The organism is Kordiimonas aestuarii (assembly GCF_025574465.1).
Taxonomy (GTDB): Bacteria; Pseudomonadota; Alphaproteobacteria; order Sphingomonadales; family Kordiimonadaceae; genus Kordiimonas; species Kordiimonas aestuarii.
Genome location: NZ_JAOBPP010000021.1, coordinates 1,067,635 through 1,086,331 on the forward strand (window position 1 = coordinate 1,067,635; position 18,697 = coordinate 1,086,331).

The 18,697-nt window shown below is 53.2% G+C and carries 14 protein-coding genes; 6 read left to right on the forward strand and 8 right to left on the reverse strand.

Annotated features, from left to right (window positions below):
* Window positions 1–93 precede the first annotated feature (93 nt).
* Window positions 94–1,239: a cytochrome P450 gene (locus tag OEU85_RS17460; protein WP_262692814.1), complete on the forward strand. Its 1,146-nt coding sequence runs from the start codon at window positions 94–96 to the stop codon at window positions 1,237–1,239.
* Window positions 1,240–1,265: 26 nt separating this feature from the next.
* On the opposite strand, the gene OEU85_RS17465 is transcribed toward OEU85_RS17460, so the two are convergent.
* From OEU85_RS17465 to OEU85_RS17480, 4 genes are all read right to left on the reverse strand, one after another.
* Window positions 1,266–2,504, reverse strand: a complete 1,239-nt coding sequence (locus tag OEU85_RS17465) for a polysaccharide pyruvyl transferase family protein (RefSeq protein ID WP_262692815.1) — start codon at window positions 2,502–2,504, stop codon at window positions 1,266–1,268.
* Window positions 2,505–2,580: 76 nt separating this feature from the next.
* Complete coding sequence (locus OEU85_RS17470; RefSeq protein ID WP_262692816.1) at window positions 2,581–5,316, reverse strand: glycosyltransferase family protein; 2,736 nt, start codon at window positions 5,314–5,316, stop codon at window positions 2,581–2,583.
* An 89-nt stretch (window positions 5,317–5,405) separates the two neighbouring features.
* The gene (locus tag OEU85_RS17475; protein ID WP_262692817.1) at window positions 5,406–6,134 is read right to left on the reverse strand and encodes a class I SAM-dependent methyltransferase; all 729 of its coding nucleotides are present in this window, start codon (window positions 6,132–6,134) and stop codon (window positions 5,406–5,408) included.
* Window positions 6,135–6,215: 81 nt separating this feature from the next.
* Window positions 6,216–6,908: a class I SAM-dependent methyltransferase gene (locus tag OEU85_RS17480; protein WP_262692818.1), complete on the reverse strand. Its 693-nt coding sequence runs from the start codon at window positions 6,906–6,908 to the stop codon at window positions 6,216–6,218.
* A gap of 318 nt (window positions 6,909–7,226) precedes the next feature.
* On the opposite strand from OEU85_RS17480, the gene OEU85_RS17485 reads away from it, so the two are divergent.
* The 4 genes from OEU85_RS17485 (at window position 7,227) to OEU85_RS17500 (ending at window position 12,145) form a co-directional block, all read left to right on the forward strand.
* Window positions 7,227–9,167, forward strand: a complete 1,941-nt coding sequence (locus OEU85_RS17485) for a RiPP maturation radical SAM C-methyltransferase (RefSeq protein WP_262692819.1) — start codon at window positions 7,227–7,229, stop codon at window positions 9,165–9,167.
* A 120-nt stretch (window positions 9,168–9,287) separates the two neighbouring features.
* Window positions 9,288–9,944, forward strand: coding sequence for a class I SAM-dependent methyltransferase (locus OEU85_RS17490; RefSeq protein ID WP_262692820.1), 657 nt, complete (start codon window positions 9,288–9,290; stop codon window positions 9,942–9,944).
* A 188-nt stretch (window positions 9,945–10,132) separates the two neighbouring features.
* The gene (locus OEU85_RS17495) at window positions 10,133–10,501 is read left to right on the forward strand and encodes a metallophosphoesterase (protein WP_262692821.1); all 369 of its coding nucleotides are present in this window, start codon (window positions 10,133–10,135) and stop codon (window positions 10,499–10,501) included.
* 555 nt (window positions 10,502–11,056) lie between these two features.
* Window positions 11,057–12,145 (forward strand): hypothetical protein, encoded by a 1,089-nt coding sequence (locus tag OEU85_RS17500; RefSeq protein ID WP_262692822.1) that lies wholly within the window; start codon window positions 11,057–11,059, stop codon window positions 12,143–12,145.
* Between the two features lie 6 nt (window positions 12,146–12,151).
* Here the strand turns inward: OEU85_RS17500 and OEU85_RS17505 are convergent, their stop codons facing one another.
* The 4 genes from OEU85_RS17505 to OEU85_RS17520 form a co-directional block, all read right to left on the reverse strand.
* The gene (locus tag OEU85_RS17505) at window positions 12,152–13,006 is read right to left on the reverse strand and encodes a MipA/OmpV family protein (RefSeq protein WP_262692823.1); all 855 of its coding nucleotides are present in this window, start codon (window positions 13,004–13,006) and stop codon (window positions 12,152–12,154) included.
* A gap of 96 nt (window positions 13,007–13,102) precedes the next feature.
* Window positions 13,103–15,613: a TonB-dependent receptor gene (locus tag OEU85_RS17510; protein WP_262692824.1), complete on the reverse strand. Its 2,511-nt coding sequence runs from the start codon at window positions 15,611–15,613 to the stop codon at window positions 13,103–13,105.
* Window positions 15,614–15,637: 24 nt separating this feature from the next.
* Window positions 15,638–16,672, reverse strand: coding sequence for a FecR family protein (locus OEU85_RS17515; RefSeq protein WP_262692825.1), 1,035 nt, complete (start codon window positions 16,670–16,672; stop codon window positions 15,638–15,640).
* Window positions 16,673–16,740: 68 nt separating this feature from the next.
* A complete protein-coding gene (locus OEU85_RS17520) occupies window positions 16,741–17,280 on the reverse strand; it encodes an RNA polymerase sigma factor (protein ID WP_262692826.1) in 540 nt (179 codons plus the stop codon).
* 185 nt (window positions 17,281–17,465) lie between these two features.
* Between OEU85_RS17520 and OEU85_RS17525 the strand changes: the two genes are divergently transcribed.
* Window positions 17,466–18,629, forward strand: a complete 1,164-nt coding sequence (locus tag OEU85_RS17525; RefSeq protein ID WP_262692827.1) for an inositol-3-phosphate synthase — start codon at window positions 17,466–17,468, stop codon at window positions 18,627–18,629.
* Window positions 18,630–18,697: the final 68 nt, after the last annotated feature.

The window sequence follows — 18,697 nt, forward strand, 5'->3', positions numbered from 1 at the left end:
CGGACATCGGCACTGACAGTTGATGTTCGAAAACCCAAGAAATGAACTCTAAAAAAACTGGCTTTCAATAACAAGAGTTGATTAGAGTAAAGGGTGCCTGAATACCTCAATTTCACGGTGGTAATCCTTTCCATGAGCCCTTCAAGTTTTTCGCAACAACGGCACTGTTCTTATGCCGACGCGGTCATGAACTTGAAGAATGGCGACAGCCTTCCATACCGCCCTTTGCGAGACATGGTCGAACGTGTCTCATCCCGCGCGTATAGCCCGCTCGACAGTCTTGTAAAGTTCGCGACATTGCTGCCCTGCGATATCGATGATCTTGGTGATCTTGATGTCGTGCAGGAGCGTTTGTTTTTGCGTCGAGCACTGATGGCTCTTGTCGTTGGCGCACAGCCAGTTGCTGACGACAGACTGCTGCCTCTCCTGGGTCAGCTGTTGCCTATGGATAGCGAGCAGACGGTCGACATCTCGTCGACCGTGGCACTGCCTGTTGCAGCTCTCATCCATGCCGCCCCGCTTGGAATTGCGTTCGAGGCCAGCCAGGAACTTTTTAAGTCAAAACTGGATGTCTTTGACCTTTTGGTCGAGGGGACGGGTCTGCAGCGTTTTCACGAGGCCGATCAGGCCGCGGCAAAATACATTAGTCTCAGCAGTTCTGCCGTTGAACGGGTCGAGAACATAGTGCGGGAGACATACGAGGCGCGGGAGTTCATGCCGGGTCATCCGTGGCGCGTATATAATATGTGGACCCTGGGCCTGTTCCCGCTCATCACGCTAATCTGCGACATGGTCCTTTGCCTTGGCGAACATCCTGAATTGCAGCTGGAGCTGAGGGACGATCGGAGTGGGGTCAGGCGTTTCATCGACGAATGCCTCAGATTGTACCCTGGAATACCAACTCTCTGGCGATCCAGCGGTGCCCCTCAGTCCGCGGCAGATAAACCGCCCTTGCACAGGATTGATATAAAAGGAGCCATGCGCGACGCCAGCCTATATGACCAGCCGGATGAGTTTATGCTTTGGCGCGACAGTCCGCGAGGACTGGCCTTTGGTGTGGGTGCTGCCGCTTGCCTCGGCAAACAGCTTTCCTACTCGCTTGCCCAGTCCTGTCTGGAGCATCTGCTGAACACGTTTGATATCAGTTCCTCTGCGGAACCGACCGAGCACTTCAGCTTCGATATGTTATCGTTTTACAGGAAATGCCCGGTTGTCCTGACGCCGAGGCATACACGTTAGCTGCAGATATTTGGCCAATCCAGACCTTAATAAATTGGAGAATATAGCCAGTTGGTGGCGTTGCCAGATTGCAAGTTTTCCTCGTAACAGGCGACGAAGTCCCTTTGGGGAATGGATTTTTCCTCCGGGGCATGCTGTGTCAGGCGGGTCGTCATGCATGAGAAATGCTGCTTGATTGCCCGTTTCAGAGCTTCATGGTTCCGGCGGGCGACAACGGCTTTACCCTCGTGTCGGGATTGGCCAAGCCTGGGAGCCAACCCTGCCAAACCAGTTTCCCAATCTGCAAATAGATTTTCGTATTGCTTGGAGTGGTCAAGATATCCGGCAAACTTTTTGTAGGCCGGTTTGCCGATCAAGACTGCCGGTTGCCCATAGGCCTCCGCCACAATGTAACCATGCAGGGACGAACCGATATAGGCTGCCGAGTTGGCCAACAAGCTGACGACTTCCCTCAGTGTTTCCGGCTGATCATAGACGATATGCCGGCAAGCCATGTTCCTACCCAATTTTTGGGCTGTCTCGTCATCCTTATGTGCCTGTCCCAATCCGTGCAATACAGGTACAAAATCGAGCTTCAGGGCCAGATCAGATACAGCCTTCGCAAGGCTCTCAGCGTCGCCATTGGGCAGTGATCTGTCTCTCGCATGGACAGAGACAAGGCGCTCGTCGCCTGACAAGCCTGTTCTGCGGCAGAACGCACGGAAATCGGCGGTCAGGCTTTCTCGCAGCCAAACTTCATCGATCAACCCTATTGTATCGGGAACGATCTCAATTTGGCCGGAGCCGGTCTGTAGCAGCATGTTGGCGCTACCTTTGTCGCGGACACTACAATAGTTGGCCGCCTGCATTGCCAAATTCGCAAGCTTGTGCCGGCTTTGTGGCAGAGGATGGGGCATGCCTGGGGCATTCCACAGGATTGGCAGATTCTTTTTTGCTGCAAGAAATGATGATCCGAGCCACAGGCCCGAGCCGGTCCACGAGGGCATGCGCTCCCGTGAGTCAATAAAGTGCTCGATCTGCTGGGTGTGGATCATATGGCCGCCACCAATCACGAGGCCCGAAAAATGATCGATCGACCGCTCGAAGTCATCAAGCCCGATGGGCCGCAAGGCATTCAATATTGCAGGCTCTTCCGCAGTGGACGCGACAGGCACAACCGAAAATCCCAGAGGGGCCAACATATGGTCGGCGACGACGGGAAACAGCAGATCGCCAAAGTTGTTCATGTTGAACATTCCGGCCAATGCAATTGCTTTGGTCATCATTCTTTTCCTACGGCGGGTAGGTCCTCAGACAATTGAAAGGCAATTGCGGCGGCGCCGGACAATTTGTTCGTGGATATCATCCCCCATTGGCGTCAGCCGTTTGCTCCTCCTCGGTGCTCACCTGTGCGGTACCTTCAAGGTGGAGCAATTTAATCCAGTAATTGTCCTCCTCTTTGAGGAGATATTCATCAATGATTGACCGATATTTTTTCGCTTCGTGCAGGGCAGAGCCCTCCTGAGGGATTGGCTGTATTTTGTCCCGCTCAAGGATAGTATTCAGGCGTTGAATCAGGTCGTTGTCATTTTCACAGATATGAGACGACCCATTTTGCAGTGTGATGCCCTCAATCTGCGCAGAAACCCAAGGCAGGCCGATTGCCTCATACATGAATACTTTCAGCGGGTTCATGAATTTGGATAGCTCATCGTTCTCGTGGCAGATGAGCGCTACATGCGCTTTTGAGGCCAGCTCAATTGTCTCATCTTCCTGCAGCATACCGTGGTAGACGCAGTAAGGGTGCGTTATGAGTTGTTCGAGGGGAGCCGGCTTTCTGCCACAAGGGCCAACCAAGTGCAGGGTGACACCCTCCCGGCAAACATTGTTCAGAATTTTGCTCAGGAGCGGCCAGTTAACCCGGTCGTTCATGTTGCCGGTATAGATAATCCGTTTTTCGAGCGCTGCCTTTTCGCGAGGAGTGGTAGAGATGCTGGGATGCCAATACCAATTGGTAATGACCATGCTCTTGTCCTCGGGAATGGCACCAGCCTCGACAAGGTGGTCCCGGTTATTTCCCGAGTTCAAAATTATTTTCTCCGCGATCGTCCCCATTTCATGGATCTGTTTTAGATATTGACGCTGGTCGTGCAATTTCCTCAGCCAGCCAGATTGGTTGTCGACAATGTCCACGAGTACCTTGAAGTATCCAAGAATGGCCCGCAGTGGGGGGAACTGTTGCAGGAACGGGTACAGGATGAAGACGCTGTTTGACGGGCGAATATCCTTGGCGTCGAGGAAATTTGTGAAGACGGTCGAAAACGACATATCTGCTTTGGCATCTCTGTATTCTATCGTGTGGTACCGGACATTATTTTGTTCATAGCCAAAGCTCTTGCGCCGCAGCATCGTGTTCTGCAATTCCACTTCATTCCCGAACGACGCCTCTCGGGAGAGGAAGGATTGGGTCTGAACATCTGACAATAGCTCAATGACATAGACTTCAACCTCGGGGCGGGTGCAGGCATAGTACCGGGCAATCTGGTCGATCCGTCGGCCATACATTGCGGCATCATGTTGTTTCCAGACCAACACCAGCTTTTTCTTCTTGGATGCCTTCTGAGCAGTAAGCTGTGACATCAGATAAGGGAAAACCTGTCCTGCGCGCGGCGATTGACGAGCGGCCCCCTCGAGGGCCAAAAAAGTATCATAGGCGTAGGGCGTGGAAAACTCCGGCGGCAGTTCAACTTTCTCACGAAGCTCGAGAACTGTGCACAGCTTCTCGACGAAATTATAGTCGGAAAACAAGATGATGCCCAAGTGGTCCAGGTCGGCAACGGACGGGGTGTCGGGAACGAGCGCTGGCAGGCCTACGCGGAGCGCGTCACCAATTTTGGACGAGATCTGGTAATCGGTTATGTCACGCTTTGCCGGGTGTGTGGGAAAGCCTGTTATGACAGCATCATAGTTTGCCAACAACCCAGGCAGGTCGCCCTCTTTCACCTTGTCAAGGCATGTAACGTTCAGACTTTCCAACTCGGTCTTCAGGTCCTTCGGTGTGAACTCGCCTCCCACAACAAGCTCGACCTTCTTGCTTGTGATGAAGTTGAAAATATTTATCGCATTTGCGAGTTCGATCAGGCCTTTATGAGGTTTCACGCTCCCAAAGAAGATCAGCCGGAAATTTTCCGACTCCTGCTGGTTCTCGAGGCTTTTGGGCGCGAGTTCTGTCTCGGCAAGTGGTGTTCTGACGTGTCGAACAATGGTGCCTTTGTATTTGTCGGCGAGAGATTTGCTGGCGCACGACCGGGTCGGGATGTGGCTGAGCAGGTTTTCCGCCAGGTTGATGGAGAAACGACCGTAGGGTTTCAGACGTGATGCATCAGAGCTGGCGAATAAAACCTCATTGTCATCAAGGTCAACAATACAAGCTGTTTCCCGATGGCTGATCGCCTGCGCCAAGTCAAAGCTATGCTTTCTGGGCTTGCAAATCCAAACCGTATCAAAGCGAACGCCTTCTTCGGCAAGGTAGCGGAAGACTTGGTCACGCTTGTGAAACGGAATTGTGACGACATTGGCACCCGACTCCCGGAGCGGCTCCCATAATTGGTGGCCAAACTCTGGGAAGAGAAACGAGAATATCACTGCAGGGCGCTTTTCCTGAACGATATCATACAACACTTTCGCCCGGCCGATGGGATTGTGGCCGCCATCCCAAACCGTTATGGCAACGGCGTCTTGCTGCCTTGCAACTTCCTTCGCAACTTTCAACTGGGCATACAGATGATTGGAGAGATAGTTGCCGTCGAGTGTGCGGACCGCCACGGGCACAACAGCATCATTCACGACAGCCAACAGCTCGACATGCAGTTCTTCGAAGGCTAGGGAAATGGGTTCTGCGATAAAGCCGCACAGATGGGTTATCCGTACAGCTTCTGCCACGTCTGGCCGGGGTACTGGATACTCTACTATTCTGGCTGGAAAGCCGTTGACGCGAATAATAGGGGCGACTTTCCCATGCGAGCTGTAGAGCCAGCCATGAATATGGCCGTCTTCAAAACCATCGATATAGCCAATTACGGTTTGGTGCTTTGCCATGGATTGCTGCCCTTATGAACCTATCCAGATAACGGTCAGAGTGTATCAGTATTAGTATTTGGTGCGGTTGGATTTCCGGTGTTGCATCTCTATGTCTTTATTGCTGCGAATGTGTAATTGCGCAGGCAAGTGTCGATAGGGGCGCTGCGTCGGCTGATCATCAGGCGCAGACCGGCTTGTTCCGCCAGCGTCGCAATCTCTTCACCAAAATCGGTAAATACAAGCGTTTTGCCCTTCGTCCCGGACACATGATAATGGGGCTCAGCGATATGATGTATGCTGCCTTCCCGCATGCAGGCTCGTATGAAATTCTCCTTGGGAATAGGATATCGCACAGGAATCGAAAAAACGTGAACGCCTCCCGGCTTCAGGACGCGACGGCTCTCGTTTAAGGCAGCGCTCACGTCTGGGACATGCTCAAGGACGTCGCTTGTTATGATGAGGTCCAACGAGTTGTCGTCGAAGGGCATGGACATAATGTCGACATGCATAACCTTATTCTGCTGGGCCTGCTTTTCCTCCTCGGATTCGAAGAAATAAGCCTGTTGGTAATGCGGAAGTCGATAGAGATAGCGGATGAAAGGGCCGCCTAAGGCGAATTCGACAATATGCTTTTCCTGCATTGATGGATGCGCGGCAAGCTTGTTGAAAGATTCAACTGCGCCATTGCCGAAAAAGTCAAGAATGACGGCCGCTTGATCCCTGTATCTGAGCGTGAAACGGCATTCAGGGCATGGATAACAATCGCGGGGGGAAGAATTGACCGGCTCAAAGGTCCCCCTGAATCCGCAAATTGAACACTGTCCCGAAAACGTCATCAAACTTTCCTTGTATCCTTGATACTGAACCCTGTGCTGTCTCGGGGCCTGATCTTCAAGTATTGAGCACCGCAGCGGCGCCTAGTTGCTATATCGAAAAAGCGAATGCCCGGACAACTGCGCGGGGTCGAACGGAAAACCCATCTGGCGCACCTCTTGAGGAGCAAACAGCGCCGAACTGTTGACAACTTCGACCTTGGGGCCAAGCCAGTCTTCAAAGATGGTCAGAGTGTCTGAACCAAACATCCTAACATGATCATGTTGACCGAACTGTCTTTGACGGTCTTCATCTGATAACTCCGGGCTCCAGTCCTCCGTTGTTAAGCTTGACATACGGAGCGGTACGGAAAAATACATTTTGCCACCCGTGTTCAATATCGAGACCAGATTTTTCACAACAGGCCCCAACTCACAGGGCACGTGTTCAAGCACGTGGTTATGGATGATAATGTCAAACTTGCCCAAGTGTTCAGGTTCAAAAGAACACAGATCAATTTGCTGTATCTCCGGGAGGAAATGTTGGTATTGCGCAATATTGATGTCGGCAGGAACATAGCGGCCAGCAAGGTCGCGCAATCTTTTGGCTAGGCCAGGCTCGGGTGCAAGGTGCAGGATCGAGATTCCCTTTTTCAGCACACCTTCCCGGTTCAGGATACCAAACAGCAGTCGGGTGCGTTCCATTGCACCACAGTTGCTGCAGCGCGCGGCACGCCTTCCATTAAAATCCCGAAACTCCTGAGAACCGCACAGAGGGCAAAAAACCGTGAATTTCATATCAAACCTTAGGTCGCCGTCACAAAATGCATTTGACGCGCGATGGAAAAATTGGAGTATCGATAAATCTAGTCAATTTTTAAATAATACGCAGTTCGTTGACGGCTGTGCAAGTACTGAAATTTGTTGATATTGCCGAGTGAGTATCCCTCTGGGGTCTACCCCGATTGGTAATAAATTCAGTGTTTTTATGGGATTATTGGGGTCGGGTGGATAGTTCCGCTGGTGGTTGGGTATCCAGTCGTGAAATACATTGCGGGCACCGGCTAAAGTGGGCATTTTGATTTCGGCGAATGAAGATGGGGGCGTTTGATTGCTATGACACACTTGCTGGTTGCGGCGCCTAGCGCCATGACGCGTGCTAAATCAGAGATTGATGTTGTCCTCGTCATGATGCCGTTCGGCCCGTCCCGGATGCCGTCTCTGGGGCTGTCGATGATTGCGCAGGTCTTGCGTGCGGCAGAGGTGTCGGTTCAGGTCTCATACCCATTGGTCGATTTTATCAAGGCGATGGGCGAGCGAGATTTTGACATGATCAGCAATGCCTTCGGCAAGCTCTCACTTGGTGAATGGCTTTTTTCCCGTGCCGTTGACCCGGTCGGATCGGTTGAGGACTTTCTCTCACTCTCCAATGAAAGCATCCGACCTGCACAGGTGCCGGTATTACGTCAACTGGTTGAAAAGGCTATTCCGATTGCGGCCAAGCTGGTTGAGGATACCGCGCAGCGTATCGTCAAGCTTGCACCCCGCATCGTTGGTCTCAGTTCGTCTTTTCAACAGCAGATGGCTTCAATTGCACTCGCCCGGCGGCTGCGTGAACTGATGCCGGATGTCATAATCGTTATGGGCGGCGCGAATTGTAGCTCCCCGATGGGTGAAGCCATGTTCAGGGCTTATCCGGAGCTTGACGGGGTTCTCGTCGGGCCAGGCGAGATTTCCTTTACACAGCTTGTTCGGGCGATCCTTGACGATGAGAAAAATATTTCCATTCCCGGCCTTTATTGGCGTGCTTCCAGCACCACGCCTCTGCAGGACCCAGGTATTGCGCCTGAGCCAAAGATGGATGATCTTCCGTTTCCCTATTATGACGATTTTTTTGAGGTATGGCCGCTTGACACCGCGACACCGCCAATGATCCCCTTTGAGGGGTCGCGCGGCTGCTGGTGGGGGCAGAAGCAACACTGTGTATTCTGTTCACTCAACCACTCAATCACTTACCGGGCCAAAAACCCGGAACGCCTTTATAGCGAACTTGTATACCTCAATGATCGTTTTCCCGGCCTGCAATTTTTTGCCACGGACGACATTTTGGACCACCGGATTATTGGAACAATCACGGATCGACTCGCGGCGCTGCCGGTACGTCCGAAGATATTCTATTCCGTGAAGTCCAACCTTAAAAAAGACCAGCTTCGTGCACTCAATGAGGCTGGCGTGAACGCCATTTTGCCAGGAGTTGAGAGCCTGGCGGACGAGGTGCTGACCCTGATGCGCAAGGGGGTTACCGGTCTTCGCAATCTTCAGCTGCTGAAATGGTCAAGGGAATTCGGCCTGCGTGTCAGTTGGTCGATCCTTTATGGCTTCCCTTTTGACAAGGCTGAATATTACCAGCGCATGTTGGATTGGCTCCCAAGTCTCACTCATTTGCCGGCGCCGAGAGGGTTGAACGACGTTCGTATTCAGCGGTACAGTCCGCTCTATTCGCAGGCCGAGCATTTTGGTGTCACAAACCTGCGCCCGCGCGCAGTATACTCGCTCATTTATAATGTCTCACCGGAACTCGTGGAGGAACTTGCCTATAATTTCGATTGGGATCCACCTGAGGATCAGTCGAGTTATATCGATCCTTTGCGCGTGGAAGTCATAGGCTGGATGGCGAACGAGAAGTCCGGCGCGTCCCAGCTTTTATTTGAGGAGACTGCGGGGGGAATGGTTATCGGTGACACCCGTAAAGTCGCTCCTCGTGCAGTCTACCGTCTGGACCCAGTGGATGCAGCGATTTGTCTGGCTTGTGATGGGGTCGCGAAACGTCATCAGATTGCAAGTGTGCTGGAGCACGCCGGTCACGTTCTGAATGCTGAAGCGCTAGAGCAACGCCTTATGCGCCTCGTGGAGGGTCGCCTGCTAATCGAACATGATGACTTCTTCCTATTTCTGGCTGTGCCTGTGCCTGAGGATGGGCCCGCCTCTTCGGTGGCGGCGATTGTTCAACAGATGCGTGCCGAAGTACAGCAAGGGCCCGCTTTGGTGATGGCTTAGGTCTGCTGGTGGGATGATTTTTCTGGTTTCCTGAAGCTGGAAAAGCAGTTAATTTTTTGTTTTGCAGACCTCTTGCATTGATACAAGGGCGCTTCTTCAGGTCAGTCCGGCGAGGTTGTGATGGAGGTAAGTGCTATTCGTAAGGATATAATCGATACCAAGTGTGAAGATGAAGAGCTCGGCATACTGCGTATCAAGATCTTTGTGCACTTGATGAGGACATTTTTCCCTTCCCCGATGCACCTTGCGGATCTCGGGGCGGGGCATTGCTCCTTTTCCCGTTGGGCCAGCCGACTTGGGCATGAGGTAACGGCTTTTGACGCCCGTACCGTCCGTAAGCCCGATGATACAGAACTGGGTACGATCCGTTTTGTTCATGCAGATGTCCGCGACGTTGACCTGGCACCCTTCAATCTCATCCTTGTTCTTGGGCTTTTCTATCACCTGACGCTTCAGGACCAGATTTCACTGCTCAAAAAATGTAGGGCAGCGGGGCCGGTCATTCTTGATACGCAGGTCCATGTACCGTCTGCCTTTCCGGGGAATAGTACACTGGAGCCCTGGCAGGCAGCGCTGCTGCAGGAGCAGGGGTATGAAGGCGTGCTCTATCCTGAGAAGGACAATCCCATGGCATCCGTCGGGAATGCGACATCGTTCATCCATACACCAGAATCTCTTGAGCGCCTTGTGGCGGAATCCGGTTACGCGCATATGACCTTCGTCAAACCCATGTATCAAACGCACCTGGGCGCCCGCAGTTTCTATCTCCTTCGCTAGGTTTGAGCAAGGACCATAGATGCGTGCTGGTCGGTCTACCGTATGATTGCGTCCACATCCGTGTGCATTTCCGGCTTGGAGGATGCTCCCCCTGACGTGCTCCCCAATGCGACCTCACTCAGATAGTCGGTCGCATATGTATTTAATCGGCACTAGAATACTGATGCACCAGCAAAGAGCCGATGACCATGAAAATAGCCTATGGCAGCGACCTGCACTTTGAGTTCGGCGGCCCGAGACCTTCCTATGAAGGCCTTGAAGACGCCGACGTACTCGTGCTGGCTGGCGACATTGCCAAGGGCCGGAGCGGTCTCGACGGCAACCCGCTGATCATCGATTATGCGCGTTCTTATGCCGACGATCTCGGCATCCCGATCATAGCGGTTGCCGGAAATCATGAGCTTTACAGCGAAGAATATTATTGTTTCATAGAGGACTGCCGTCAGATAGCTGATCTTGGCGGACCGGTACTCTTCCTTGAGAACAATGCCATCACGCTTGGCAATGTGCGTTTTCTTGGCAGCGCTTGTCACGTTCGACTTTGGGAAGGGCGATGATGGTGGAACACTGTTGACGCTTAGCAGGCAGGTAGTCACTTAATTCGGAAGGAAATAAAATTTCTTTTTTAACAATATTCTTATAGAAACGCCTCGATTTGATGCGCCTCAGAATGGTGCAAACCCTTCCTAAAATTACTCGCCCGTGAAATATCCTGAACCAGTGACCAAAGTCCGGCGGTCTCCCGCACACCATACTGTGATGTCATTTTCCATGAACCAACTTTATTGTTAGAGTATCGGTATTCTGAACCAACTTTATTGTTCCTATACAATTTGTGTAATGCGAACCAGGGTGTGAATCCAATTCAAGGGATTGTTTTTACCGCGCTTATTGTGGTTCAAGGCCCCACAATAAGGAGTTTTGTATGGCACGGCTTGATTTGCCAGAGCGCTATGTGAATAGCCCCCGGATTTGTAGACGCCTTACAGGGTAAAACTGAAGCAGGCCGACTCTATTTTGCCCCGCGGCGCAGATCCAGATGTGAAATCACTGCGCCTGATGTGGAGGTTGCAGGCAACGTGCAACGTCTTCTCCGTAAACAGGAGAAACCATTGCAAACCTCAGTACGCCTTTTCTTGCTCGTCCTCACAATCCTCAATAGCGGTACGAGCAGAGCCAAGGACGCCATTTCAGCGCCCCAATTAAGGGAGAACAGCAATTACAGCGAGTTCTGGGAAGCCCAGTTTCTGTTCGAGAGCGGCGCGTATTCGGCAAGTGAGTTTTTGATCACGAGTTTTCCTCTTAGCAAACATCATGGCCTGATGATCTCCACCCTCAAGCCGCCGCAGGGTACGGACGGCTTTGGCAAACAAATCATTATCAAGAACGGGCGAAAACGGTCGGGATGGCATTATGACGGCAGTGCCGACGCCCTTAATATCTATCAACATGAGTTGTCGGGCAGGCGGCCGGAATATCTCCTTCGTCTCAATAATACCGCGGCGGAGGTTGACATTGCTTTTAAAAGCGAATTGAGGTCCATTCCCATTATTCACTCTGACGCAGCGAACGGGCTGCCGGAAGTCACCCTGGTGGCGCCAGCCGCGTACGCCCTTGGACGGTGGCGTGCTGGGCCGGAGATCGGCGGCAAGGGGCATGCCGACCAGTGGCGGGAACTGGGCCACGGCGTCGGATATGCCTTGCACATCGTGCAGGACAGGGACCTGAGCGAAAGTCTGGTGCGCTGGCAGCGGTTCAGTTCTATACCGGCGTTTCGCACCGGTGGTGCTGCGGACCATACCATGCCTTTCCTCCATGTTTTCACGCGTCCGGACGATACCGTCGCAGCCGTTCTGGTTCTGGTAGGTCCGGACGGCACACATATGCGTTTTGATAACGTCAAGCTTGAACTGGTGCGCACAGGCACATGGATGCTTGTTGCCACAAGTGATGTTGCCATTGTGCGGGGCGAGATAGAAACCACAACGCCGATCGAAAAGTTTGTTTTGAAAGATCACCTGAACGGTATTGAGCGAATGATGGCCGGGACGCTGAGCACGATTGAACGTAGCCGGGACCAGGTGAACTATCGCCTTGAAATCTCGCAGGCAGGCAATACGGATGTCGTATCCGGTACAATGATTTATGAAGACATCACTCTCGAAGCGAAGAAAGAACGGCCGCGCCGGATGCGGCGCTAGCGGAGGCTAAAAGTCTACGGTGAAGCCTATGCCGGCTTTTATCTGGCGGGTACTACCGAAATCGCCTGACGCTAGGGGACTGTCGGCGGCGTTACCGAGGAGCCGCGTGTAACTCACAAGGCCAACCAGGCGATAACCTTCAGCCAATTCATAGCGACCAAAAATGTCTGCCGACACCTCTGATACGCCTCTCTGGGCGGCGTAGGCCGGGAGGCCTCTTTCGGAAGCTGCAGCTTGTTCCGGGGTTATGCCAAAATGGGTCTGCATCGCGGAGTTGGACATCCACTTACCTCGAAGCGCACCAGCGAGAACAAAATCGCCAGCCTTAAACAGGGCATGCCCGAGGGTGAGGCGTATGCTGTCTCCCTGTTCTTCTTTGAGGGCATGGCGATATTCGGCGCGAAACAGCATACGGTCGGTCCGGTATTTCAGGAAAGCTCCCAATTGTAGAGACGGATCAATGTCGCCGAGCCCCTGAAGAACAGCGCTTCGGCTTTCCTTCCGGCCAGCCTTGTATTTCACCATGGGACCGAATTGCCATGCCCCGCTGGACAGCGCCGAATAGGACAGGCTGTTGAAATTCAGGTGCCATCTTTCTCCGTACCGGATATCGACCACCGGAAGAAGCTTGAGCCGGTGCTCCTGCGCGCCGACGTAATCCGGGACGGTTCCCAGCGCGGCACCGAGGCGTATCCGCCAGCCGCGCCGCTTTAAATCGTCTTCCGTCAGGAGCTCGTTTGCCTCGCTGACCGCACTGAGTGCGGCTGCAGCTGAACCGGTAGACTCTGATGCGCTTGCGGGAACAACAAAACTCATGGTCCCGGCAGTCAGCATAACCCCCCTCAGAAATATATCTTTCATCGCTCACTCCGTGCTCAGCCCTTTGTTAAAAGAAACGGAGTGATAGCGTCCGCGCCTCCAGACAGAAAGGTACAAGGCGCCATTTGGGGAGTGGGCTTAAAATACATACTCGAGGAAGATCCCGAGCGTGCGGGGGCGCGGAGGTGTGATCTGATCGCTTTTGCCGAGCGTGAAGCTGTTGCCGTACGAGAAAGTGTTCGCTCTTGTGTCTGTAAGGTTCTGGCCATACAGACCCGCGCGCCATCGCTCGTGCGAGATGACAACTCTTGCATTGAGAATGCCGTATTGCCCCATCGCAGGCGAATGATCCTCATCAAAGGTCAAGGCGGACTTACCGATGTAAGAATAGTCGGCGCTGATTGTCGCATAGAGAGAGGCATTGAGCGGAAATTCATAGAGCGCTGCCACGCTTGCCGAGTTTTCCGCTATGGCTGGCAGATGGTCCCCTGCTTTAATGCCTAGATATGCATTGTCCTCCAACAGTTCGGAGTCGTTCCAGAAAAAGGAGCCCCTGATTTCAAGGCCTGCGAGCGGAAAGGCGGCAAACTCGATCTCGTGCCCCAGGTTCCTGGCATGCCCGACATTGGTGACATAGGGGAAACCTGCAGCACTGATCTGGTCAGACTGGATATCGTACCATTCCACGTAAAAGGCAGATACATTCAGTGATAACCGACGATCAAACCAATAGGTCTTGGCACCAATTTCAAAGTTGATCAGGGTGTCACTCTGAAAGTCTGCGGCCACATCGGTCGGCAATGTTTCATCCGGGTCGGCCGCCACAAGGGCCTCCAGCGGCGTGTTGATATTGAGCCCCCCGACGCGATAGCCGGTGGAAACCTGCATGTAGGTCTGCACATCGTCGGACCACTGATAGCGGGCGGCAACTTTGGGGATGAGCTTGTCCGTGGTTTTGGAGCCCTCAATCAACTGGGTATCTTCATCGAGTACGAAATTCGACATATAATCAAGTTTCAGGATGTTGTGAGAATAACGCACGCCAGCAGTCAGGCTGAACCGGTCACCGAACCAGTAGGTCGCTTCGCCGAAGAGCGCAATATCGGAAGTGGTCTCGATACGCCTTTGAGTTAAAGCCACCAAGGCTTCCTCATCATCAAAAGCTAGTGCAAGCACGCTATTCATCTTTTGCTGGCGGTGCAGGAAGAATCCGCCCAGCAACCATTCAAACGATGTGCCCGCTTTGGATTGCAGGCGCGTTTCATGGCTGAACGCCTGAATATTGTCGCGGGTGAAATAAGCGATAGCATCCTGCTGGAAGTTATCCAGAAAATCCTCAGCCCCAAAAAAATGGTCCAGATTACTTGGCGGCAGTGTTCCGTCCTGGAGGCCCTCCAGTTCGTCGAGAAATGGTAATCCCTTGCTGGCGTCTGCCGTTTCATGAATGTCCCGGTCGACATAGGTGTTTGCGCTGGTGAGCACGGCGGCCCCCAATTCACCGCGGATGGTCAGACCGGCATTGATAAAATTATCTACATACGGCTCCTGAACAAGACCAACCCGCCGGTCGCGGCCAAGGCCTGCTGTATAGTATTGAGAATCCTCATAGTCGATGGACTGCAAGGTTACCGTGCTGTCAACAGTCCAATCGTCGCTCAACCGCCAGCGTAAAGCCGGGCGGACACCATAGATCTGCAAATCGTTTATATTCTGGCGGGCAGGCTCGATATTATCGATGTAGCCGCCTCTGACGTCAGTATAGGTAGTCAGCCGGAAGGCAAGCCGGTCCTCCACGATCGGTGTATTGAAGACCGCGTCCAGCTGCTTGGTTGGCCCGCCTCCATGGGTCAGGGCAAAAGCCGCGCGTGTTTTCAGAAAAGTATCGGTCAGGTCAGGTTTATTGGTGATGACGCGGTAAATACCGCCAAGCGAGCCGGCGCCGTACAGTGTGCCCTGTGGCCCGCGTATCAATTCAATCCTGTCCACATCGAACAGCCGGATATCCGGGTTGGTGTCGTTGAAATTGATGGGAGCCTCATCGATATAGACGCCGACCATAGACTGCGTACGGTCCGCAAACGGTCCATCCGATAGGCCGCGAACAAAAATCTTGTTGCGTCCAGGCCCAAGGTTGGTGGTTGTCACGCCTGCCAGGTGAACGGAAAGGGACTGGAAATCATAGGCTCCCAGGTCGTCAATAGTAGTGGACGAAACCGCCGACACACTGACCGGAAGGCGAAAATTGGCGGAAGGTCGTTTCGCTGCCGTAACAACAAGATCCTCAATGACAGGCTCTGCCCCACCTTGCGCTATTTGACTTTCAGGTGCTGGCGCCACCGCATCCATGCTTGTTATAGGCAGTTTAAAGATTTTTCCCGAGCTCTCGTCCAGGATTTTAAATCCAAACCCGGTGTCCCTTAAGAGCATTCTGAGAGCCGCGCTTTTCGATAGTTGCCCCGAGGTGCCGGACGAAAAAACCCCTTTGAGGTGAACGCCGGAATAGTCAATCGACATATGCGCTTTTCTGGCAAATTCGATCAGGGCAGGTTCAAGAGGTTGCGGTGCTATTTCATAGGTCTGAAAATCTGCGTGAGCGGTTGCGGAGCAGCTTAGCGCGACGACTGTCAGCACAGATTGCCATAAAGGCACCCATTCCCCCACCGGCCCGGCCCCCTACCTTGCCGTAACGATAAATTCACTGTCGGTCACCGTCAGTGTCAGGGAAAGCAGGTTGGTCAGGTGTCGGAGCATGGTTTCAGCATCTGCAATGGCAATGGTGCCGGAATAGGTCCTGTCGGCAAGCGAGGGGTCAAGGGCAATCGGCTTTTCCGGATGCAGTTGATGTATCTCCTGCATGACCTCACCCAGGCGGCTGTCGGAGAAAACCAGCACGCCGCTGGCCCACGCGCCAACCTGATCCGGGCTTTTCATGGATATTTGAGGGTCTTCCTTGCCATCCTGATACAGGGCAACCATACCGGGTTCGATCATGATGCCGGCACGCGGCGTGCCTTCAGCAGCAGCGCGTTTATCGCTTACCGACACCAGCCCTTCATTGACAGCCACCCGGTCGAAGTCGGCTGCCGCGTAGACCTCAAAGCGGGTTCCCACAACGCGTACCAGGCGCTGGCCCGTGTCAACGTAGAAGGGTTTTGACTTGTCTGACACCACCTCAAAAAAAGCACGTCCGCCCTTGAGCGACACTTCACGCTTATCAGCCAGCATGCGTGAGGAGATCGTTGCACCCGGCATCAGCGAGACCCGGGAACCATCCGCAAGTTTTATCTGTTTCACGGCGCGCGCATCGGCTGAATATATATGCTCCGCTTCCGGTGCGTCATAAAAGGATGTGAGCGGCAAGACCGAGATAAAGGCCACTGCCGCGGCGACGGCAAGGGCAGTAGCAACCTGCGGCCATTCCCACTTTGGAAGCAGCTTGTGAAGGAAGGAAGCAGGTGTCTGCCTGTCTATCCCGCCGGCAAAATCGTCTGCAAACCGTACACGTGCTTGCGGCTCGAAGTCTGTGGCGTCACGAACCGTTGACGCAACAATCTCATAAGCATCTGCATGTAGCGGGTTGCCCAGTAACCAGTCCATATGACGTTCAATATCAGAATCAGACACGGTATCGCTGGTCATGCGAACATGCCATTCGGCAGCTTCCGCAAGAAGCTTCTCCGATAGTGTGTCTGATTTCTTTTCGTCCATTTAATTTACTCTTTTGTCCTGACCTAGTAACGGAATGGGCCGACTTTCGCCTCCACTCAGGCCGTGTTTTATTCGCGTTGCCGCAGCGGCGCCAGCGCCTTGATAGCGCGGATCATATGTTTCTCAATGGTGCTTTTGGGTATACCTGTGCGTGCCGCCACTTCCGCGTGGCTCAATCCTTCAAACCGGTGGAGGAGAAATATCTGTCTTGTTTTGGACGGCAAGGCCTCCAAGACCTGAAGCGCAGCCTGAACATCCTGCTTGGCGGCCAATGCACGCGCCGGGTCGAGGCTGGCGTCCTTGGCTGAACATTCGTCCGCGCCCTCGATATGTATCTTGCCCCAGTTTTCCTCTCGCGTCGCCCGCGCTCTCGCTCCCCGGACCCGGTCAATAACCAGATTGGAGGCGATTCTGGCCAGCAGTGCTTCGGGTGCCGCGACCTGAGCCGGATCATATGCCGCGCGAAATTTTATGAACACTTCTTGCACGATTTCTTCGGCTTCAGCTTGATTGTGTATCTTGGAATCGACAAAGCGCACTAGCGCCGCTCGACGCTTTTGAAACAGCTCGTCAAAGGTAGTGTGTTCCGAGCCCGAAACATCGGACACCCGCTGCCCTTCTTGCGCCTTCTGTTTGTTTTTTACCCGATCAAGCATGACCCAAGAGTATATAAAAGCAGCGTTGTCGCAATCCATATCGTGTTTGTTACAAAAAAAATCACCTCGACTGGAGGTGTGCGGCTGGTGGCTCCGTTTGATCTTTCAAGCATGTAATTTTGGCTTGGAGATATTATATGAGCTCAGATAACAACACCATCAACGTCGCCATCATAGGCCTTGGAAACTGCGCATGTTCGCTTATTCAAGGTATCCACTTTTATGGTGAGGGTCAGCACACCGACGCGTCCGGCCTGATGCACGCAGACCTGGGCGGATACCGCCCCTCCGACATCCGCGTTGTCGCAGCCTTCGACATCGACCGCCGCAAGGTCGGCAAGGATGTCTCCGAGGCTATTTTCAGCGCACCGAATTGCACCAAGGTGTTTCACAAAGATATTCCCCATATGGGGGTCGACGTGACGATGGGTCGTATCCTCGACGGGTACTCGGACCATATGGCAGCGCATCCGGAGCACCGCACCTTCCTTCCGCTTGAGGCGCCGGAACCAAGTCAGGCGGACGTGGTCAAGATCCTTCGGGACGCCAACGTGGATGTCCTGATGAACTATTTGCCCGTGGGCAGCCAGAAGGCGACGGAATTCTATGCCGAATGCGCACTTGAAGCCGGTGTTGCCTTTATCAACAATATTCCGGTCTTCATTGCCAGCAACCCGGTTTGGGCGGAACGCTTTAAGACGGCAGGTGTTCCGATTATCGGTGATGACATCAAGTCCCAACTCGGCGCGACGATTGTTCACCGCATCCTGACCGACCTTTTTGCCAAGCGGGGAGTGGCGGTTGACCGCACCTATCAGCTCAACACCGGCGGCAATACGGATTTCCTGAACATGAAAAACCTTGAGCGATTGGAATCAAAGAAGATTTCCAAGACCGAGGCTGTGCAATCTGTATCGGCTCATCGGATGGAAGATGAAAATATTCACGTTGGCCCCAGCGACTATGTCGCTTGGCAGAATGACAACAAAGTATGCTTCATTCGTATGGAAGGCAGGCTTTTTGGCGATGTACCGATGAACCTTGAGCTACGACTTTCTGTTGAGGACTCGCCGAATTCTGCTGGTGTTGCCATCGATACAATCCGCTGTGCCAAGGTTGCGCTAGACCGGGGCCATGCAGGAGTCATCGAAGGGCCGTCGGCATACTTCTGCAAACATCCGCTCACGCAGCATACAGACGACGAAGCGCGCCTGATGACAGAGGCCTTTATTGCGGGCTCCGCGCTCAAGGCAGTACGTAGTACAGTGGAAACCGAAAAATCGAAGGCCATGGCAGGTTAAACCTGCACCCAGCACCTCAAATCAGTAGATGCTGCAGCTTCATTGTTGTGGAGCTGCAGCGAGAACAG